Raw genomic sequence first — 21,531 nt, 5'->3', positions numbered from 1 at the left:
AAGCTACGCAAGCATGCCGTGCTCTTTGATAAAGTCAATAATCTCATCTAAACCGTCACCTGTTTTCATATTGCTAAAGACAAAAGGCTTATCACCGCGCATTTTTTTGGCATCGCGTTCCATTACCTCAAGCGACGCGCCAACCATAGGTGCAAGATCGGTCTTATTGATAATCAGTAGATCAGATTTGGTAATACCGGGGCCACCTTTACGCGGTATCTTGTCGCCTGCAGAGACATCAATGACATATAAGGTCAAATCAGACAGTTCTGGGCTGAAAGTCGCGGCCAAGTTATCCCCACCTGACTCGATGATGATCATCTCCAAGCCGTCAAAGGTCGCTTGCAGCTCGGCAATGGTGGTCAGATTGATAGACGCATCTTCGCGAATGGCTGTGTGCGGGCAGCCGCCTGTCTCAACGCCGCGGATACGCTCAGCTGGCATGGCGTTATTACGGGTCAAAAACTGTGAATCTTCTTTGGTGTAAATATCGTTAGTGACAACTGCCATATTGATCGTATCACGCAGGTTTTGACATAGTCTCAAGGTCAAAGCCGTTTTACCACTGCCGACTGGCCCGCCAATACCAAGGCGTAAACACGATAAAGCAGGCTGATGTGAGCTCTCACTATCAATAGCTGAGTCGGGTATGGCTTGAGTATTTTTTGGTTTTATTGGGGTTAGAGACATCGTAAGCTCCTTAGAGGATTCATATAGGAATAACTGTAAATAGAAACAAATGTAAAATTATGAGCGGAATAACCGGCTGTATTGCTCCTCATGCATACTCGAGAGGATAGCTAGATTGGGCAAGTTGTTAGAGATGTTGAGGCTCTCATAGAGGTCTTGACACAGTTTTTGACAAACCTGATCTTCATTCATATCCAAAGCATGGGTAGCGTTTGCTGACGTGATTACATCATCAAAGGCTTGTTTTACGTCACCGCTCAACGCATCAACTTGAACGCCGAGATTGTTTTGTAATTGCCATAAAATACGTTGACCTGCCATCTGTCCTAGCGGTACGGTCTTTACAGCGGCGAGCACCATATTCTCTAATTGCGCAAATCCATAGGTAGTCATTGACTGCGCTAGTGGTAGTTGCCAATGCTGAGCAATATGAGCGAAAAGTGGCAAAAAGCCATCTTCAGGTAGCTCTGTAGGTACGCCCAGATTTAAAACTTCATTAAGCCAAGATACCATCGCCTGTGCCAACTGTTGGGACTCAAGCACAAACTCTTTACTCTCGAGGCTGGCATGGTAGTCATGTGCTACCTCGTTTGCCAGCGCCTCATGTCCTCCACCGAGCGCACACATTATTAGCCCTAATAGTGGTAGCTCGTAGCCAATCACTGCAAGCTCTAAATAGTCCTGCATAAATGCAAGTGTACTGGCTTCGTCAGAGATAACCCCTGACTCAATCGCTGACTCTACACCTTGCGAATAGGTATAGCTCCCGATTGGCAAATTACTTGATGCCAGCATCAATAGCTGTCCCAGTTGGACGGATTGAGTAGATTGCGTGCTGGTATTAACCATCATGTGAATGACCTACAGATGCCTCATCATGGTTATGGGAATGACTGTGTGAGTCGCTACTCGAATGAGAGTGGCTGCTTGCATGCGAATGAGAGTGCGCGTGAGAATGGCTATGTGCATGCCCTTGTCCTGTCTGATAGGCCCCTGTCTCAGGCTCGAACGGTACGGACGTGGACTCAGTATATAACCCTAAGTTTTCGAGCATTTGAGCCAGCACATGATCGTTTTCAAAATACAGCGCATAGCCTGCATCATCCTGATCAAAACTGTGCTCAAACATCAACGGCACATGACGATTGCCCAAATGATAAGCGCCTTTCATGAGTAAAAAATCATCGTTGGCCGTCACTTTAGTCACTGCTTGCGGTTTGGCGATGATTTGTATCAAGTCTCCTGCTGCATTACTAAGCACATCATTTCCTTTTAACACCCCTGTACGAGGCAGATCAATACCAACAGCTGTGCCTGCTGCAGTAACTGCTCTAAAGCGTGTATGCTGGCGCGTGTCAAAGTCCAGTAGCAGGTAATCATCCGCTTGATACTGCGCTGTTAGCTGCGCTTGTTGTGTGTCGTTAGGTGCGCTTAAACGGGTATTAAATATTTTCATAAATATAAGGCTCTGTTTACTGTTGCTCAAACTATCGGTCTATAATTTGAATGGTAAAATTGTTGGCAATGAAGGCAAGATCACACTCAAAACACCCCCTAACCATTGGCATACATGGTCTATGGTTCGCTCTTTTAAAAATCCTAAAAACGTGCGTCATAAGGCCTAAAATAAAAAGTAGCGCTGCGCCATGGGTAGTACCTCAGCTGGCTCACAAGTAAGTGTCTTACCATCAGCGCGCACCTCATAGGTCTCAGGATTGATATCCATATCAGGGCAGTAGCTGTTAAAGCGCATATCGCTTTTACGAATTTGACGGATTCCATGTACAGGCTGAATGACTTTGGTCAATCCAAGCTGTTTATCGACCTGCTTATCGATGGCGGCTTGCGACATAAAGGTAATACTGGTTTGGGCAACCGATTTTGGATACGACGCGAACATAGGACGATAATGTACGGGCTGAGGCGTAGGAATAGAGGCATTAATATCACCCATCGGCACCGCAGCGATGAGACCACCTTTGATGATGCACTCAGGCTTTACCCCAAAAAATTTAGGTGACCATAGCACCATATCTGCCCATTTACCTACCTCAATTGAGCCGACCATATCGCTAATACCATGCGTGATCGCAGGATTGATTGTGTATTTTGCGATATAGCGTTTGATACGGAAGTTATCATTGTCCACGTTTTGGTCGTAGTCTGTCAGCGTGATACGCTGGTTTTGGTGCTCGGTTTCTGCTGTCGCATCTGGAGCAAGATGCCCGCGCTGAACTTTCATTTTATGCGCCGTTTGCCACGTACGAATGACCACTTCGCCCACCCGCCCCATCGCTTGCGAGTCACTACTCATCATCGAAATCGCACCCAAATCGTGCAAGATGTCTTCAGCCGCGATGGTTTCTTGACGAATACGGCTTTCGGCAAAGGCCACGTCTTCTGCGATAGCAGGACTTAAATGATGACAAACCATCAGCATATCGAGATGCTCATCAATGGTGTTGACGGTATATGGACGCGTTGGGTTGGTTGAGGATGGCAGCACATGCGACTCGCCAATCGCCTTTAGAATATCGGGTGCATGACCACCGCCCGCACCTTCGGTATGAAAGGTATGAATACAGCGGTTTTTAAATGCGCCTAGCGTGCTCTCAAGATAGCCACTCTCATTTAGCGTATCGGTATGGATGGCGACCTGCACATCATAATCATCAGCGACGCTCAAACAATTATCGATAGCTTGCGGCGTCGTACCCCAATCCTCATGGAGTTTCAGTCCGACCGCCCCTGCTTCGATTTGCTCAGCAATCGGTTTGGGAACACTCACATTGCCTTTACCCAATAGCCCAATATTCATAGGGATACTATCAGTAGATTTTAGCATTGAGGCAATATGATATGCTCCTGGCGTACAGGTGGTAGCGAGTGTTCCTTGGGCAGGGCCTGTACCACCGCCCAGCATCGTGGTCACTCCCGACATCAGCGCCGTCTCACACTGCTGGGGCGCGATGAAATGAATATGACTATCAACGCCCCCTGCAGTGAGAATCTTTCCTTCACCAGCGATGATCTCAGTCGCGCCGCCAATAGGGATATCGATGGCAGGCTGAATGTCAGGATTGCCCGCTTTACCAATAGCACTGATACGACCATCTTTAATACCGATATCGGCTTTATAAATGCCTGTATAGTCCACAACTAATGCGTTGGTAATCACTGTGTCAGCAACTTCTGCCCCTAACAACTGCCCTTGCCCCATACCATCACGGATGACTTTACCACCGCCAAACTTGACTTCCTCACCCTTGATCTCTGTGGTTTTGCTAATACCCTCATCGCTTTGCGACGTCTGCGTTTGATCCATATCTGTGTGACTGGTCAAGTCCGCCTCAACCTGTAACCAAAGCTCCGTGTCAGCAAGGCGTACTTTATCACCAGTGGTCGGACCGAAATGCTCAGCATAAATCTGCCGGCTTACTCGCTTTTGCGAAGTGGTTACTGGTGCTTTGTCATGAGACGTATCTGATTCTTCATTTGGCTGTGCATTACCCATGATGCGACCCGCAAAACCGTAGACTTCCTGTTTGCCTGCGTAGGCCACCAATTCTACTTCTCGCGATTGTCCTGGCTCAAAACGAACTGCTGTCCCAGAGATAATATTTAGGCGATATCCGCGGGTCGACTCTCTATCAAAACTCAGCGCATCATTGACCTCGTAGAAATGATAATGCGAGCCAATTTGGATAGGTCTATCCCCAGTGTTGCTGACACTGATGGTCTGCACCTGTCGCCCTTGGTTTAAGATAATATCGCCATCTTTTATATTGTATTCACCTGCTTGCATGGGAGCCGCCTTATTTTGGAGTAATCATTTCGGTGGTAGACAGTGATAGACAGAACTACACGATGGGATGATGCACGGTGACCAGTTTGGTACCATCAGGGAATGTCGCCTCGATTTGCACCTCATCGACCATCTCTGCCACCCCTTCCATAACGTCATCGGCAGATAGATAGGTTGCCCCTTCACTCATCAATTCAGCAACTCGCTTACCATCTCGAGCCCCTTCCATCAGTAGCATACTGATATAAGCGATGGCTTCTGGATAGTTCAGCTTAACACCGCGATTTTTGCGGCGCTCAGCCACCATACCTGCGGTAAACAGCATGAGTTTGTCTTTTTCTGTTGGGGTCAGATGCATGGCAGATCCTTGTTATATTTGTCATTATTATTTATAGCAGGCTAGAGTTTGGCCAACATTATATACTGCCCAAAACAGACTTAGCACCACTTAGCCTCAGTAATTAGCCTCAGTAATTAGCTTCAGTATTCTTCAACTTTGGTGACAGTAAATGCAAGCTTAGGTGTCCCAAATACGCGGGCGACAACGCTCAAGCTGCCACCAGTGCTCACGTAAAGCCTCTCTGAGCTGATAAAACGCTTCAAAACAGTCGCGCACATCTGAGCCAATATAACGGATATTAACCGCTTGACTATTATGAGTGCAATAGACGGGCAGTTCAGCTTGAGCAATGACTTGACGTAATGCTGCTATGGTGTGGTCTAGATAGCGCGTTAATGCTTGTTTGGTAGCTGCTTGTGCAGTCTCGTCTGATTGCGTTGGCTGAGAGGCAGACAATGTAGGATTATCATGGACATCACTCAAACTTGGCACTGCCCAAAACGACCCATAAATATGATGGCTCGCTAGTCCCAAGTTTGAGGTAAACCAACGACTTTGGGCAGACTGATCTACACGTTCAGCAACGACGACTTTACCTTCTCGGTAAATGCGTAAGCCAGTATGATAACGCCCTTGTAGGAACTGTTCATCATACGCTTGTCGCCCAAACACGCTGATCTCCCAGGTTAGCAAGCTAGATGAATCCGCTAAATCAAAGCGACTCGTCGCATGCATATTGGCTTCATTATAAATAATGCTCTCTTGTGGCAGCCACTCCAAACGAGTATCTGCTTCAAGTTTGGCCTGTACATTCTGACTGGCATAGGTAGCCATCTCGTCTGTCACGGTATTAGCTGGCAATTTACTATCCTTGCCGTACCATTTACCGGCGCCTGGGGTAGTGATAACAGCATGGCTGCCCTGATCTAAACGTAAGTCTATCGTCAGGGTATCACCGCCTGCAATACCTGCTGGTGGATATAGCATCAATATATGACAAATACCTTGTTGTACACTCGGTTCAGGATAAAGCGCACGCTGTACCATAAGCGCGCCTGTGTGCTTTCGGTGATACAGCCGCGTCTTATCAATAGATGCGCCTTGGGTAGTCGTACGTTTAACAGCGTCAAAACTCAATGCTAAGGAGGAAGCCCAACTCATCTTATATACTCATCAAATATGATCTAGCGTCTTACACAACCATCATTATTTAGCAGTTGCAACTAGAGTGCTGTCAACATAAAAACTAGGTCACATAACGTAAAAAACCATCAATACTACTATTTATACAAGCATTGTGCCAACTTGTATCGGCCTAGTGCTGTAAAAATCAGTCTGTCTATCCAACACCGTGATTTTGCATTGGTTTTTGTTTCCTGTATTCGTTTAAGAAAACAGCAACAACAGTTTGGCTATTTTCTTACCCGATTTTGGGACTCGTTATACATGGACAGTTAGCTATACTTGCACCAAACCATGGCGCTCTAATGAGTATATGCACCATTTTTCAACAGAGCTATTGACCGATATGTCATATGCATGGTTGCTATTCTTTGGGCATATCCTGTTCATTCTTCACGCCACACTAGGCATATTTAATTACAAAGTCGAACGGAAAACTATAAAGATATTTCCCCACTCATAAAATTGACTAGGGCGTGTCCCTATTTTAAAAATGGTGATAAAAGTTTGGATTAGAGACGCGCCTTAGCAAGATAGGTAGATTGTCATGCTGTTAATCAGGTATTCTATGTTAAAAGTAGGCTGGCATGAGACTCAGGATATCTGTATCAAGGCGAAATACTATAGTAATCATTTGAGTCAAACATTGTGAAAAACGCTGTAAAAAACACTTAAGCCACTACTGACTTTATTCACATATTTGTTATCAAAAAGTTCTTTTTTAGTTCATACAGAAAATATAAAAACAGAGGATAGTTATTTTTTCCTCTATTTTGTGCACAAACCGTTTTTATAGGCTTGAATAGTGGGCACAGACCCCCTATAAACTATCCATTAGTTCAAAACCTACTAGACAATAAAATTACTCAAACCATTTTTATTTTATACTTTTATCGATAGGACCTCTCTATGACAGATTATGATCGCATCACTGCTAACCCACATTTTGATATGCTCATGAGTGCGCACAATGAAGTACAAAGCGCGCAAAACATTCAAAGCGCTTTAGTACCAATGGTGGTCGAGCAGTCCTCACGCGGTGAACGCTCGTTTGATATTTTTTCACGTCTATTACGTGAGCGCGTTATCTTTTTGACCGGACAGGTCGAAGACAATATGGCAAATCTTATCGTCGCACAGCTACTATTCTTAGAAGCTGAAAACCCTGACAAAGATATCCATTTATATATCAACTCACCAGGCGGCTCAGTAAGCGCAGGCCTAGCAATTTTTGATACCATGAACTTCATCAAACCTGAAGTATCGACCATTTGTATGGGCGGTGCTTACAGCATGGGTTCATTCCTATTGGCCGCTGGTCAAAAAGGCAAGCGCTACTCACTTGCTAATGCGCGTGTCATGATTCACCAGCCATCAGGCGGTGCGCAAGGTCAAGCGACTGATATCGAAATTAATGCTCGTGAAATCCTCAAAACTCGTGCACGTCTAAATAAAATCTTAGCTGAGCGTACCGGTCAGCCAATCGAAAAAATCGAAAAAGATGTTGAACGTGATTATTGGTTAGATGCTGATGAAGCAAAAGAATACGGATTGGTTGACGAAGTATTAGAGCGTCGCCCTGAATCTTTGTAATCTACCGATAAGTATTATGCCTCTCAAATGAGGGTACAATCATAAAAATAGTTATAGTCTGTTTGTATTATGGTAGATCAATATGTCGCTCATACCTGATAGCTCATATCTGATAGATAGTAAGCAGGTATGAGCGTTTAACCAATATAGCCATCGATGTGACGCAAATAGACTAACCAGTTTTAAACTTTAGGAGCGCCTTTTATGGCAGAAGATAATACCCCGCAGTGTTCGTTTTGCGGCAAAGCCAAAAGTGATGTACAGCAGCTGATTGCTGCCGACGATGCCAATATCTGTAATGAATGTATTGAACTATGTACGGATCTAATCGCCGATAGCGCAGAATATAGTGATGACGATAGTGACGTGGATACCTCGTGGGTCAACAAAAAGCTACCAACGCCAAAGGAGCTGCGTGCCAAGCTTGATGAGTATGTCATCGGTCAGGACGCTGCCAAAAAAGCCTTGTCTGTTGCGGTCTACAACCATTACAAACGTCTAAAAGTTAGCCAAACACTCGCTAATGACAGCAAAAAAGCCAAAATTGGTGCTGATGACGCTATGGTAGAGTTGGCGAAAAGTAACATCTTGCTGATAGGCCCAACGGGTTCTGGTAAGACATTGCTAGCCCAAACGTTAGCTCGTCTACTTGATGTGCCATTTGCGATGGCTGATGCCACGACCTTGACTGAAGCTGGTTATGTCGGCGAGGACGTTGAGAACATCGTACAAAAGCTGTTACAAGCCTCTGACTACGACGTGGCAAAAGCTGAGCAAGGTATCATCTATATTGATGAGATCGATAAGATCAGTAAAAAAGGTGACAATCCATCGATCACTCGTGATGTATCAGGTGAAGGCGTACAGCAAGCACTGTTAAAGCTTATCGAAGGTACGGTTGCTGCGATTCCACCGCATGGTGGTCGCAAGCACCCACAGCAAGAGCTGATCCAAGTTGATACTAGCAACATCCTAATCATCGTGGGCGGCGCATTTGCTGGACTGGATAAAGTCATTCAGCAGCGTACCGAAAAAGGCGGTATCGGCTTTAACGCTGATGTCAGCTCAAAAGATGACAGTCGTCGCAGCTCAGACTTGCTACAAGAAGTTGAGCCAGAGGATTTGATCAAGTTTGGTCTTATCCCCGAGCTGATCGGTCGTCTACCTGTACTTGCGGCACTAAAAGAGCTTGATGAAGAAGCACTGGTACAAATCCTGACTGAACCTAAGAACGCACTGGTCAAACAGTACAAGTACTTGTTCGATATGGAAGGGGCTGATATTAGCTTTACGCAAGAAGCGCTTGATGCCATTGCTAAAAAAGCCATGGAGCGTAAAACTGGCGCGCGCGGTCTACGTTCTATCGTAGAAAACGCTTTGCTTGAGACCATGTACGAGCTGCCTTCTATGGAAAACGCCAAAACCGTTATGGTTGATGCAGAAGTTATCAATGAAGGCAAAATCCCTAAAATTGCTTAATGTATATCAAGCCTTAGATAACTCATTATTAGTAATGAGCTATTCAAAAAAGCGCCTAGCTAAATAAGCTGAGGCGCTTTTTTTATGCCTATTTATCATCTGAATTATCTGAAAAACTCTCAATTGGGCTTCATATCGTAATAAGACGTAGCGACATCATATTTTAGAGATAATGGACCATCTCTCACAAAATGACAGCCGCGTTTATCAATCGCAAGTAGACCTCATCATGAATCATGCTAATGTAGATAGTCGGATTCGATCCTTATTCCATTGCTACACTCCAATATTTATAGCATCTGCGAATACTCGTTATTAATAATACAAAGGACTGTTTATTATGCTCACTCATGTGACTACTATGGCGACATCATTGCGCCAGCACCTGCCATTTTCCTCCCACACAGACTCACTAGATGATGCTGATATTGCTGCTTATTATCGTAATCATGTCGCTGCCATCACGGGCGCAGGGTCTGGTATGGGACGTGAGCTGGCGATTCATCTAGCAAAAATGGGCTGTCATGTCGCGCTATCAGATATCAATCCTGAACAGCTGGCAGAGACCAAACAGTTACTCAGCGGTTATGATGTCAACATTACGATGACTGTACTCGATGTATCAGATAATAAAGCTGTAGAAACGTGGGCTGATAGTGTCATGAGCGATCATGGCAAAGTGAATTTTATCTTTAATAACGCAGGTGTGGCGCTCTACTCTACGGTTGAAGGTAGCAGTATCAGTGAGCTTGAATGGGTAATGAATATCAACTTTTGGGGCGTGGTCTATGGTACTAAAGCCTTTTTACCTTTGATAAAAAACAGTGTGCAGCAGAGTCAGTTGAGGGAGCATGGTCATATTATCAATATCTCAAGTCTGTTTGGGCTGACAGCGCAGCCGTCACAATCTGCCTATAACTCTAGTAAGTTTGCGGTACGTGGCTTCACAGAGAGCTTACGCCAAGAGTTAAACATCCAGCGCTGCGGGGTATCAGCAACCTGTATTCACCCAGGTGGCATCAAGACCAATATTGCCAATAGTGCGCGCGGTAACGAGAGCATCCATGATATTGGCATGAGCACTGGACCCAAAGCCATCAGAAGCTTTAATAAGTTCTTAAAATTCGATGCCAGTGAAGCCGCTTGGATTATTTTGCATGCAGCAGCGACCAATCAGCAGCGCTGCTTAATTGGTAATGATGCCAAAATGATTGACGCCATTCAGCGGGTATTTCCATCGCACTACAGTCAAATCCTAACTGAATTTCATCAGCTCTCTCTTAAGCTAAAGCCGCGTCGCCATAAGAAGCCCAAAGCAGTTGAGTAATAGGCTATAAGCATCCTTTGTAACATGACAGTTGCACGACCCTGTATACAAAAAGCCCAGCTGCGATAATAGCTGGGCTTTTTGAGAGTTGTTAACTGCAGACCACAAGGCGTTTTGATACTGTCAGTAATATCTTAATTCGACATTTTGAGTATTAAGGCAGCTTCATATCTCCAGCAACCAACCAGCCCATACGGCGCATAATATAAGCAACCACACCTGCAATCACCGCAGGTAATACAAACATTAATAGAATAATCGCTGTCCACAGCTGACCTGTACTCATGATTTCTTGTGATGCTTCGATGACTCCGAACACCCCGACCAAACCAGCCGTACCCATGCCCGCTCCTGTCGCGGTACAAGCCAGCTCAAAACCGACAGTCGCGATAGGACCTACGATGGCACTCGCAATGACAGCAGGCAGTAGAATTAATGGCTTTTTTAGTACATTGGGAATCTGCAGCATACTGGTGCCCAGACCCTGAGATATCACACCGCTAACGCCATTATCCTTAAAACTAGCGACAGCAAAACCAATCATATGCGCTGCGCAGCCAACCACGGCAGCACCGCCCGCCAAACCACCAAGACCAATCGCGATACAAATGGCAGCACTCGATGTCGGTAAGGTTAATAGGATACCGACCACAACGGCAATGACAATACCCATTAGTAATGGCTGTAATTCAGTTGCCGCATGAATACCCTGTCCGATAGCCGCAACCCCTGCCACGATGGGTGGGTTGAGTAGCGCACAAACCAATAACGCAACACCGCACACTACTAAAGGCACCAATAAAATATCAAGCTTGGTTTTGCCAGCGATCCACGTACCCGCACGATAGGCAAACACCGAGGTCAAATATGCTCCTATTGGATTACCCGGTAATGCCACAAAGGTGGCAGGCCCAACCTCTTGCGGCGTAAATAGCGTCCCTGCCATCAATGCCTCAGAATGCGCACCCAGCATACCTGCTACAAGGCAACTGAGCATCACAAGCGTTGGTGCTTTTAGGTAGTAAGCGATACCGACACCGATACCTGCCCCCATCAATATCGAAGCAAGCTTGCCGACAGCGACCAGTGCTGGCAGATCCAACCAACCACCGATTTGAGAGATAATTAGACCAGCGATCAACGTGACAAATAGCCCTAACGCCATACCAGTAAAGGCGTCGATAAAATATTTTTGAAAGAATGCTCTGATAATGCCGACTTGCGGTGCCGCTGGGTGAGATACTGCCATAACCGTACTCTTTGTGAACGTTGCAATTGGATAAAATCGTTATGAGGGTTTGATAAAATAAAGAGATAAAAAAAGCGTCATTATGACGCTTTTTTCTTTACAGACTCACCTGATACGTACACGTTTAGCGGCGCTGTTCAACGATAATAGAATCAATACCATTGTTTTGTAGGCGCTGCTGTGCTGTTGTCACTGCTTGACGGTTATTTAACGGACGCGAGATTACCTGATAGATCGGTAAGCCATTACCTGTGGTGTTTTTGATTACTCTAGCATCAACACCTGCCATCAGCACTTGGGCGCGGCGGCGATCTGCTTCATCTGCATCACTAAAACTATTGATCTGCAAGATATAAGTCGCAGCAGGCTTAGCCGCTTGGATACTTGCTGTACCTGCTCCTGCAGTGTTGTTTCGAGTTGTAGGATTACTACTAGCTGGCGGCGTTCCGTCATAAGTCGCATCTTCTTCAACAATTACAATATCATCGTTCGCGGCATCATTACCACTATCACCTGCAGCATTGTCGGCACTACCAAAGCTACCAGTACCGTCTACGCCATTGGTCGACGTACCTTCTGGTTGAGTCACCACAACATCTGGTTCGAACTCGTCGATATCCCCTATTTGATCATTATCGATTTCTGCGATATCTTCATCAGGGATGGTTGCCATCTCTTGATTGGGCAAAATATCATAGAACTCATAATCACCATTATCAGTATCAGTATCCACACGTGGCTGTACTTGTCTGTCAGGATCGTTCTCAGCACTACTATCCGCGGGGCTAAAGTTAAATAATGGTGAGAGGTAGATAAACACCCCTATCATAAGAGTCAATACGGCCCCAACAAACATCCACAATAAGCCTGATACGCTACTTGATTTGCGCTTTTCTGTTGCGCCTTTGGGTTTTTTGGCTAGCATGGATCTCGTTCTCCCTACTGAATTTAACTATCATCATCGAATTAATGCTATCAGCTGTCTACACTTATTTCACGTAGTAAAAAGTTATTACATAGCAGAGGGTGCAGACAAGCCTAGCAGACCAAGGCCGTTCGCTAATACTTGTCTAACAGCTTTGGACAAACGCAAACGCGCTTGCATTAAGTCCAGCTCGTCAGCACTTGGCGTCTCACCTGATGTGACACTGACCGGCAAGATACGATTGGTGTCGTACCAGCCGTGGAATAATGCAGCAAGCTCTTTTAGATAATTAGTCAAGACGTGTGGTTCATAGCCTGTCGCTGCACGTAATAGCGTTGCTGGATAGCCTGCCAATAGCTTAATCAGCTCATCTTCATTGGGCGCATTAAGCAGGTCTTGCTGCGCTAAACCAACGGTATCATCTACCGCAAGACCATTGCTTTGTAGCTTTTCTAATACGCGGCAGACGCGCGCATGAGCATACTGAATGTAATACACTTGGTTGTCTTTACTCTGTGATTTGGCAAGCTCCAGATCAAAATCAATATGCACTTCAGGCTTACGGGCAACATAGTAAAAACGCGCCGCATCATTGCCGACTTCTGCGCGCAGATCGCGTAAGGTAACAAACTGCCCTGAGCGTGAAGACATTTGTACTTTTTCACTGCCGCGCCATAACGCTACAAACTGAACCAATACGACATCAAGGCGCTCTGCATCAATACCTAACGCGAGCAGCGCCGCTTTTACGCGTGGCACATAACCATGGTGGTCAGCGCCCCACACGTTAATGACTTTATCAAAACCGCGATCAAACTTGTTTTTGTGATAAGCGATGTCAGAAGCAAAGTACGTCGACTGACCATTGGCACGGCGCACTACGCGGTCTTTCTCATCACCAAAGTCAGTCGATTTGAACCAGATATTGCCGTCTTTTTCGTATAAGTAGCCTTTGTCATCAAGTATCTGAAGTACAGGCTCAATCTCACTATCGATAGAGCGCTCACTGAACCAGCACTCATAGCTCACACCAAAGTCATTTAGGTCGTCTTTGATATCCGCCAAAATACTACTCAATGCCGCATTCAAGAATAGCGCATAGCTGTCAGCAAGCAAGGCTTTGCTATTCGCAATCAAACCATCAATATGCGCTTCTTTATCACCTGAGATGAGCGTTTTTTCGCCATCAGCATTGATCTCAAACTTAGCATCTTCTGGTGCGTCCTTGGCAACTTGTGTAAAATCATGTACGTAACTATCGCCATGTTGCATTTTTAGTGTCTGCGCGATATCGCTGACATAGTCACCTTGGTAGCCATTGACTGGGAACGTGATTTGCTCACCATTGAGAGCCAAATAACGCAAATAGGTACTGGTCGCCAAGATGTCCATTTGACGACCAGCATCATTGACGTAATACTCGCGCGTGACGTCGTAACCGATAGCTTCTAATAGGTTAGATACGCTCATACCAAACGCCGCACCGCGCCCATGACCGACATGCAGGCTTGAGGTTGGATTCGCGGATACAAACTCGACTTGTACCTTTTGACCATCAAACTGGTCACTCAAACCAAAACGATCTTGCAAGCTAAAGATATCGTCTAGTACTGAAAATTTAGCCTCTGAATTTAGAAATACGTTGATAAACCCTGGGCCTGCGATTTCTACTTGACGGATATCTTGATTCTCAGGCAGCGCGCTGACAATTTTTTCAGCGAGTTGGCGCGGATTGGCTTTGGCAGCCTTTGCCGCAGTGAGCGCGATGTTACTGGCAAAATCGCCATGACTAAGATCTTTAGTACGGGTGATTTGGCTGTTATTTTGCCAATCACTTGGTAGCGTACCATCTGCTTGTAGGGTTTGAATCGCATCGTTAAATAGGGATGCAAGCGTATCAATTTGGGCTTGTGACATAGGGATCTGAACTCAATTAAATAGACAACAAAAGCGGTGCAAATACGAGCGATTAATAACGGTTTATGGTAATAGCGACCGACATTGCAGGGATAAAATAACGTAAAAAGATAAGTAACCTGTAAATATAACAATCTTTACGATGTATTGCACCATTTGCACTAAAATTAGCACCAAAATCTTACTGTTATGACAGCTACGACTGATAATTGATGACAATAAAAAATTGGTCACGTACTCGCTTATACTTAACGACGCAAAGTTGATATCACGCACATACAGCAACTCAGCGAATGGCACGCTCAATTGTAGCGTTCCTGTTGCCCAACACTGGGCAGTCGTTTATACCTATCTGCTTCCACGTTATAATAGCGGTTTGTACGGCTCTTCTAAAATATAGGAGATGCGTTACTACTTCATAGGATTACGCCATGTTTGCTATTGCTGCCAGTACGGTCACCAGTTGGGGACTGTACGTCTTACTGCCGATTTTCATCGCTTTTTTATTCTTTATTATGTGGGATATCTCCAAAAAATCTGACGCTGGGCGCGCAGGTACATTCTGGATATTTTTGGCACTAGGGGCAGGCTCTGTGGGATTCATACTTAAGATAGTCATGGAAGTCGCTTTCAAAAAATGGCTGATGTAAACGGTCATTTTTTATGTGTTGATTATGCAGCAAACACATATAGCGCATAACCAATATGGTCAATAAGATATCAGGTATTCGTCTTAAACGGCTATCTAGTGAGCATTCCTATTATTTTCTACGACCTTACTCACGTAAGTTGGCAGATTCCATGCGCCACCAGCAAAGCCTCGACACATTCCCGTACTCGACTTTTCGCTCTTAGCAAACGTTTGACCATTCTACGTCCATACAGCGCAATTCCAACAGTCACTAATACCTTATTTTTCCTAGTATTGTCCAGTACGGTACCTGCTATCTTTTTGCGATCAAAGTCGCACGCATAGGCGCAGGATAGCCCTCGATAGTCTTTGCGGCATCGTTAGGGTCTAAAAAATCTGTTAATGAATGGTATGTCATCCACTCCGTTTTTCGTTGTTCCTCAGTTGAGGTGACGGCGACATCCACGCAGCGTACATCGACAAATCCTGCTTTTTCTAGCCAGCCTGTCAATGCCGCCACTGACGGTAAAAAGTACACATTATTCATCTGCGCATAGCGATCATGTGGTACCAGTACTGTATTGGCATCGCCCTCTATGACCAACGTCTCAAGCACCAGTTCGCCACCTTTTACGAGCTGGCCTCTAAGCTGCTGTAAATGCTCGAATGGTGACTGACGATGATAGAGCACCCCCATGCTAAACACGGTGTCAAATAACTGACTGTGCTCAGGCAATGCCTCAAGCGGTACAGGAATATAATGCGTGCGGTAGCGACCTGTCTCATGAGCATCCGCGCCACCAACAAAATGACGAATCGCCATAAACTGATGATAAAACAAGCAAGAGGGATCAATAATAATAACAGTATCTGCCCCTGCGCCAGCCATCCGCCAGCCGTGATAACCCGAGCCTCCGCCGACATCCAATACGCGGCGACCATCTAATCTACTCAAATGCGGTGCGACCCGTTGCCATTTCCAATCACTATGCCATTCCGTATCAATCTTAATACCTGATTCATCATTACCAATATGAAACGGCCCTTTACGCCACGGCATGAGCTGCTTTAGTAATGCGGTGGTTTGTTTATATTGAGACTGATTCAAACTTGTATCAATCGTCAATGTAGCACTATTTAAATCGACGTGATTGACCGTCAAATGTGGCAGACGTGCCACTGACGCTTGGTAAGCAGGCGCATGAGCGTAGTTGGCTTTATCTTTGATCGCATTTAACCATGTTGGCAGTCGCGTCAGCCATTCGTAAGCGCTTGGATACTGCTGAGCCAGCTCTAATAAGGTTAAATATAATTCGCGTTCGGCGTGCGTGATTGTGTCGTTGAGCATAAAAACAGGTTACCGTATTGACTAAGAAATAACTGTGTTAAAAGTAAGGTTTATTTAAACGCCACAATAGAGACAAAGTTTAAAAACTGAAACCACGTCAAATGACGTTGAAAGCCAACTTGATCTAACCGCGCATGATGCTCATCTAGCGTATCGGTAATCAGCACGTTTTCTAGCGCATTACGTTTGCCACTGATCTCCATCTCGGTATAGCCATTGGCACGTTTAAAGTCATAATAACGCTCAACCAACCATGCATCATACTGCTCATCAAAGGCATGGGTTTTTTCGGTTAATACCAGTATGCCGCCTGCGCTTAATGCCGCATATATCTTCTCTAATATCGCGACTCTATCGGCTGCTGGCAAAAACTGTAACGTTAAATTCAGAATAACCATGTCGCAGGGTTCCAGCTCCACGTCGCGAATATCCGCAGTGATCACTTCGATGTCATGCTCAGGATAATTGTCACTTAATAACGTTGTGGCTTCGGTCGTCATCGCAGGCGAAATATCAATCGCCTTAATCTGCAAGTCTTGCGGCTCAAACTCGCCCGCCAGCGTCATACTTGCGGCACCCAGTGAGCAGCCCAAATCATAAATTCGACTAACGCGCTGACCACTATCGCTCTGCTGACGATACTTGCAATGACGACGGGCAAATATTGGTAGCATCGCTAAAACTTGACCATAACCAGGGACACTACGGCGAATCATGTCAGGGAAACATGCCACCACCTGCTCATCGAATGAAAAGCGTGCCGCCTTATCCAGCGGCGTGGTAAACGGTTTGTCAAATAGGGTGTCATGTTTGATAGCAGGCTGCGATTGGCTCATGGGGCGACTCATTTTTGATAATAGAACTTATATTAGGCGTTACTTGATGTATTTTACTTGATAGTTTCGCTTGTCACTGTCAGTTGATAAACAAGCGAGATAGCAAAAGCTCATTATAACATTACTGTTTGTTACTTATTGCCTTTGGCTTGCCTGCTAAGCTGAATAAATAGCGCTAGGACTAATGAGGCATTGAAAAATGAGAACATTACAACCAAATACAGTGCTTAATCCATATTTATAATAATAGGAAAAAACTATGCAAACAATCGTATTAGGCGGCGGCTGCTTTTGGTGCACTGAGTCGGTATTTTTGTCCGTGAAAGGCGTACAATCTGTTGTCTCAGGCTATATGGGCGGTGATGCAGTGTCTGCCAATTATGAAGCAGTATGTAGCGGTACAACTGGTCACGTCGAAGTTATCAAAGTCGAGTTTGATGAGACGACTGTTCCTCTAGAAGTCATCCTCGACGTCTTCTTTGCCACGCATGATCCCACCACGATGGATCGTCAGGGCAATGACGTTGGCAGTCAGTATCGCAGCGTGGTCTTTTATACTGAAGAAGATCAGAAGCCAACGGTCGACCGTACCATCAATAAGCTACGTGACATGGGCGTCAACGTCGTCACAGAAGTACATCCTGCCGTTGAATTTTACCAAGCAGAAGACGCGCATCAAGACTTCTTTAATCGCAATCCAGGACAGGCTTACTGTAACTTTGCGATACCACCAAAGCTGGCAAAATTGCGTAAAGAGTTTAGCAAGTATATGATAAGCTGATTTTAATTAAAGAAATTGAGCATCGTATTATTCAAAAAGATTAACACGATGCTAGCGAAATACCTAAGCCAAACACTTATACGATAGGTGTTTGGCTTTTTATTATTGTTTACTATATCGATAGCTGATATTTATAGTAAACGCTCCTTCCACATACACTATCCTGTTAGAGACCTCACATATGAACCCTGAGTTTTGGCGTAAACGCTGGCAAGAAAAACGCATTGGTTTTAATCAATCGGCTGCTAATCCATTGTTAGTTGAATATATCAAACATTTGGATTTATCGGCGGGTAGCCGTATTTTTGTTCCGCTGTGTGGTAAATCTATTGATATGGTTTGGCTAGCTGCTCAAGGATATGATGTGGTCGGTGTTGAACTGGTTAAAACAGCTGTGCAGGATTTTTTTGTTGAACAAAATATCCAGTACACTATCTCTCAACATGTAGAAAATCCAGCTATCACATGCTATCAAGGTCAACTGATAGAAGGTGAAGAGCGGCGAACTATTACATTATGGGTTGCCGATATTTTTACGCTTACCCCTACAGATGTTGGTCCTATCGATGCAGTATATGACAAAGCGGCATTAATTGCCCTACCAGCTGATATGCGAACAAAATATAGTGAGCAGATACGACAGCTTAGTGGTAATGTAAACAAATCTGTCAGCGTCGATAGCATTGACAATAATGTCGCACCGCAGCTTTTAATGACATTGAATTATGATCAAAGCAAGAAAAATGGACCGCCATTCTCTATCAGTGAAGAACAGCTACAGCAGTACTATGGCAGTCACTATCAAATATGTGAACTGGCAAATGTGCCTACTGTTATAGGGTCTACACCTAATTTACTCGTCACAGAGCATGCTTGGCTATTAAGTCATAAATAAATCAGTTTGCGCAGCGATTAATCAGTACTAAATCACAAGGAAAAAGCGGAATGAAAATATTGGTTGGTCTGATAAGTTTAATCGCTGTCTTACTGGTCGCGCTCGCAGGCCCACTCTATAAGTTTGGCATGATTGAGTTAGCGACTGCCTTTGCAGGGTTTAAGTTTGGCGTATTTGCGGGTATTGCAGCTTTAGTATTGTTGGTTATACAGCTTTTATTTAAACGAAACACAGCGAGCGTTGGCAGCGCATTGATATCAGCAGTATTGGCTATCACTGCCATCGCTATTCCAGTAAGTATGATGAGTACGGCCAAAAAGGTACCGCCTATTCATGATATCTCTACCGATTTAGCAAATCCGCCTACATTTGTGGCCATTGCCCCACTACGTGCTGACGCGCCTAATCCAGCTGCTTACGCTGGTGCTGAGACTGCAGAGCAACAGCGCAAAGCGTATCCTGACCTAAAAACATTACACTATAATCAATCACAACCTGAATTGATTGAGGCAACCAAACAAGCTGTTGAGAACTTAGGCTGGGAGCTGGTCAATATTGATGTAGATAGCGGTATTGTCGAAGCGACGGATACGACTGCTTGGTTTGGCTTCAAAGACGACGTTGTCGTCCGTGTGACTGATAACGATAGCGCGCGCCTAGTAGATATACGCAGCAAGTCGCGGGTTGGTGGTAGCGATTTGGGCAAAAACGCGGCGCGAATTGGTACATTTATCAATGAATTAGATAGTGTATTGGCTGAGTAGTTAAATTATATCTACCAAAAACCATTAGATGTTATTTGACTCTTGGCGTTCTGTTAAAGTTAAACCCTCTCCCAACCTCACGCCATCGTCAATTTATCGTAACCATTCATAATCTTGGTACTTCGGCAGCTTTTCTTTACTGTTTAGATTGGTTACTCTACGTTAATATCGCGTTTTACCTTTTGGTAACCACTTTGACGTTTATAGGATATTTTCATGCGTTTCACTCCTTTCTCTACCATGTCACTGCTTAGTGTTGCAGTTGGCATTAGTCTCGCAAGCACTGCTCAAGCCGCTCAGCCACCAGCACCAGATTTATCTAATAGCGAGTTTCAGCAGTGTTTGGATGGTCTAAAAAATTCAAGTAAATTTAGTGGCGTGAATAGCTATACCTTTAACAATTATCGCCCAAGCCAGCCTGATCCAAGCGTTATTCAGTCGCTTAACTACCAACCAGAGTTTCAAAAAGATGTCTGGGACTATCTGTCATCGCTAGTAGATAAAGAGCGTGTCGAAGATGGCATCCGAGCCAAGCGTCAGTGGGGCTCAACGCTTCGACAAATTGAGGCACGCTACGGTGTCAAAGCCGAACACGTACTGGGTGTGTGGGGCGTAGAGTCTAATTTTGGTCAGACATTAGGTAAAAAGCCATTGTTCGAGTCTTTGGCGACATTGTCTTGCTTTGATCGTCGTCAAAGCTACTTCCAAGGTGAGTATGCTAATGCCCTAAAGATTGTGCAAAACGGCGACATTGCACCTGGTGATATGACAGGATCATGGGCAGGTGCTTTTGGACAGACGCAGTTTATGCCCAGCACCTTTTTGGAATTGGCAGTAGATTTCGATGGTGACGGGCGCCGAGATTTGGTCAATAGTGTTCCTGATGCACTCGCTTCTACCGCAAACTTCTTGGATAATCGTGGCTATCGCACGGGCGAGCCTTGGGGTTACGAAGTCAAGTTGCCTGATGGATTTTGGGCAGCCTCAAATCGTAAAGATAAAAAATCTATCAGCCACTGGCGCAATCAAGGGCTGACCCTCGCCAACGGTAGCCCGCTACCTTATGACCTCAATAGTGCTGGCTTATTGCTACCTGCTGGTATCGATGGCCCTGCGTTTTTGGTCGGCAAAAACTTCGATACGTTTTACTCTTATAACGCCTCAGAAAACTACGCCCTAGCTATCGCGCACTTATCAGACTTGGTCACTCGTGAAGATAGTAGCAAAACAGACTTCATGACCGCTTGGCCAACAGACGATCCTGGTATCAGTCGCCAGCAGGCAAAAGATATCCAACAAGCATTGCTCAATACTGGTTATGATATTGGTGGCGTTGATGGCATCATCGGCGACAATACCCGTACCGCTATTCAACAATATCAATCTAGCCGTGGTATTTTTCCAGCTGACGGACGCGCAGGCCAAAAATTCTATCGCGCTATCGTTGGCAGTTCAGCACCAAGCCAAACTCAGTACGGGCAACCAATAAACAGTCGACCATTAAACCCTGCACCAGCCGATCGTATGGGGCAACTGATTCAGCAACAAACAACGCCTAATAGCTATTCGTCTCAACCATCGATCAGTCCATCACCCTCTAGCAATGCACGCTATCGCCGCACCACTAGTGCCGATGGTACGATTAAGCTGGTTCGTATTGATGAAGGGTTATAATAACGTATTGAACCGCTTTATCTTAGAGCACTAAAAAAGCCACGCTAATCATAGCGTGGCTTTTTTCACTTCTTATGTATCAATTTGTGTCTGTT

19 protein-coding genes are annotated in these 21,531 nt (G+C 45.1%); 8 read left to right on the top strand and 11 right to left on the bottom strand.

Going from position 1 to position 21,531, the window contains the following annotated elements:
* Positions 1 to 3: 3 nt before the first annotated feature.
* The 6 genes from ureG to AC5JPO_RS10085 form a co-directional block, all read right to left on the bottom strand.
* Positions 4 to 690 (bottom strand): urease accessory protein UreG, encoded by a 687-nt coding sequence (gene ureG / locus AC5JPO_RS10110; protein ID WP_443527020.1) that lies wholly within the window; start codon positions 688 to 690, stop codon positions 4 to 6.
* A gap of 57 nt (positions 691 to 747) precedes the next feature.
* Entirely contained in the window at positions 748 to 1,542 is a 795-nt protein-coding gene (locus AC5JPO_RS10105) for an urease accessory protein UreF (RefSeq protein WP_443527021.1), read from the bottom strand.
* Positions 1,532 to 2,146 carry an urease accessory protein UreE gene (gene ureE / locus AC5JPO_RS10100; RefSeq protein WP_319051045.1) on the bottom strand — a complete coding sequence of 205 codons (615 nt, stop codon included), beginning with the start codon at positions 2,144 to 2,146 and terminating at the stop codon, positions 1,532 to 1,534. The genes AC5JPO_RS10105 and ureE overlap by 11 nt, the downstream gene beginning before the upstream one ends.
* 165 nt (positions 2,147 to 2,311) lie before the next feature.
* On the bottom strand, positions 2,312 to 4,495 hold the full coding sequence (gene ureC, locus AC5JPO_RS10095) for an urease subunit alpha (protein WP_443527022.1): 2,184 nt from the start codon (positions 4,493 to 4,495) through the stop codon (positions 2,312 to 2,314).
* A gap of 55 nt (positions 4,496 to 4,550) precedes the next feature.
* Positions 4,551 to 4,853 (bottom strand): urease subunit gamma, encoded by a 303-nt coding sequence (gene ureA / locus AC5JPO_RS10090; protein WP_443527023.1) that lies wholly within the window; start codon positions 4,851 to 4,853, stop codon positions 4,551 to 4,553.
* 159 nt (positions 4,854 to 5,012) lie between these two features.
* Entirely contained in the window at positions 5,013 to 5,996 is a 984-nt protein-coding gene (locus AC5JPO_RS10085) for an urease accessory protein UreD (protein ID WP_443527024.1), read from the bottom strand.
* A 978-nt stretch (positions 5,997 to 6,974) separates the two neighbouring features.
* Between AC5JPO_RS10085 and clpP the strand changes: the two genes are divergently transcribed.
* The 3 genes from clpP (at position 6,975) to AC5JPO_RS10070 (ending at position 10,416) form a co-directional block, all read left to right on the top strand.
* Positions 6,975 to 7,610: an ATP-dependent Clp endopeptidase proteolytic subunit ClpP gene (gene clpP, locus AC5JPO_RS10080; RefSeq protein ID WP_319051071.1), complete on the top strand. Its 636-nt coding sequence runs from the start codon at positions 6,975 to 6,977 to the stop codon at positions 7,608 to 7,610.
* Between the two features lie 204 nt (positions 7,611 to 7,814).
* A complete protein-coding gene (gene clpX, locus AC5JPO_RS10075; RefSeq protein WP_319051048.1) occupies positions 7,815 to 9,089 on the top strand; it encodes an ATP-dependent protease ATP-binding subunit ClpX in 1,275 nt (424 codons plus the stop codon).
* Between the two features lie 340 nt (positions 9,090 to 9,429).
* Positions 9,430 to 10,416 (top strand): SDR family NAD(P)-dependent oxidoreductase, encoded by a 987-nt coding sequence (locus AC5JPO_RS10070; protein ID WP_443527025.1) that lies wholly within the window; start codon positions 9,430 to 9,432, stop codon positions 10,414 to 10,416.
* Between the two features lie 154 nt (positions 10,417 to 10,570).
* On the opposite strand, the gene AC5JPO_RS10065 is transcribed toward AC5JPO_RS10070, so the two are convergent.
* The 3 genes from AC5JPO_RS10065 to argS all read right to left on the bottom strand — a co-directional run bounded on the left by AC5JPO_RS10065 (position 10,571) and on the right by argS (position 14,507).
* Positions 10,571 to 11,665, bottom strand: coding sequence for a PTS sugar transporter subunit IIC (locus AC5JPO_RS10065; RefSeq protein ID WP_443527026.1), 1,095 nt, complete (start codon positions 11,663 to 11,665; stop codon positions 10,571 to 10,573).
* A gap of 124 nt (positions 11,666 to 11,789) precedes the next feature.
* Complete coding sequence (locus tag AC5JPO_RS10060) at positions 11,790 to 12,590, bottom strand: SPOR domain-containing protein (RefSeq protein WP_319051051.1); 801 nt, start codon at positions 12,588 to 12,590, stop codon at positions 11,790 to 11,792.
* A gap of 87 nt (positions 12,591 to 12,677) precedes the next feature.
* Complete coding sequence (argS, locus tag AC5JPO_RS10055) at positions 12,678 to 14,507, bottom strand: arginine--tRNA ligase (RefSeq protein WP_443527027.1); 1,830 nt, start codon at positions 14,505 to 14,507, stop codon at positions 12,678 to 12,680.
* 431 nt (positions 14,508 to 14,938) lie between these two features.
* On the opposite strand from argS, the gene AC5JPO_RS10050 reads away from it, so the two are divergent.
* Positions 14,939 to 15,157, top strand: coding sequence for a DUF2788 domain-containing protein (locus tag AC5JPO_RS10050; RefSeq protein WP_319051053.1), 219 nt, complete (start codon positions 14,939 to 14,941; stop codon positions 15,155 to 15,157).
* A gap of 294 nt (positions 15,158 to 15,451) precedes the next feature.
* On the opposite strand, the gene cmoB is transcribed toward AC5JPO_RS10050, so the two are convergent.
* Positions 15,452 to 16,486 (bottom strand): tRNA 5-methoxyuridine(34)/uridine 5-oxyacetic acid(34) synthase CmoB, encoded by a 1,035-nt coding sequence (gene cmoB / locus AC5JPO_RS10045; protein WP_443527028.1) that lies wholly within the window; start codon positions 16,484 to 16,486, stop codon positions 15,452 to 15,454.
* A gap of 50 nt (positions 16,487 to 16,536) precedes the next feature.
* Complete coding sequence (gene cmoA / locus AC5JPO_RS10040) at positions 16,537 to 17,334, bottom strand: carboxy-S-adenosyl-L-methionine synthase CmoA (protein WP_443527029.1); 798 nt, start codon at positions 17,332 to 17,334, stop codon at positions 16,537 to 16,539.
* A 247-nt stretch (positions 17,335 to 17,581) separates the two neighbouring features.
* On the opposite strand from cmoA, the gene msrA reads away from it, so the two are divergent.
* The 4 genes from msrA to AC5JPO_RS10020 all read left to right on the top strand — a co-directional run bounded on the left by msrA (position 17,582) and on the right by AC5JPO_RS10020 (position 21,436).
* Positions 17,582 to 18,103: a peptide-methionine (S)-S-oxide reductase MsrA gene (msrA, locus tag AC5JPO_RS10035; protein WP_319051057.1), complete on the top strand. Its 522-nt coding sequence runs from the start codon at positions 17,582 to 17,584 to the stop codon at positions 18,101 to 18,103.
* 181 nt (positions 18,104 to 18,284) lie between these two features.
* On the top strand, positions 18,285 to 18,998 hold the full coding sequence (gene tmpT, locus AC5JPO_RS10030) for a thiopurine S-methyltransferase (RefSeq protein WP_443527030.1): 714 nt from the start codon (positions 18,285 to 18,287) through the stop codon (positions 18,996 to 18,998).
* A 50-nt stretch (positions 18,999 to 19,048) separates the two neighbouring features.
* Entirely contained in the window at positions 19,049 to 19,762 is a 714-nt protein-coding gene (locus tag AC5JPO_RS10025) for a DUF1499 domain-containing protein (RefSeq protein ID WP_443527031.1), read from the top strand.
* Positions 19,763 to 19,978: 216 nt separating this feature from the next.
* The gene (locus tag AC5JPO_RS10020) at positions 19,979 to 21,436 is read left to right on the top strand and encodes a lytic murein transglycosylase (RefSeq protein WP_443527032.1); all 1,458 of its coding nucleotides are present in this window, start codon (positions 19,979 to 19,981) and stop codon (positions 21,434 to 21,436) included.
* Positions 21,437 to 21,531: the final 95 nt, after the last annotated feature.

It is taken from the genome of Psychrobacter sp. H25 (genome assembly GCF_059076335.1).
Note: the sequence above shows the minus strand (reverse complement) of the source record. Positions and strands in the feature narration are given on the sequence as shown.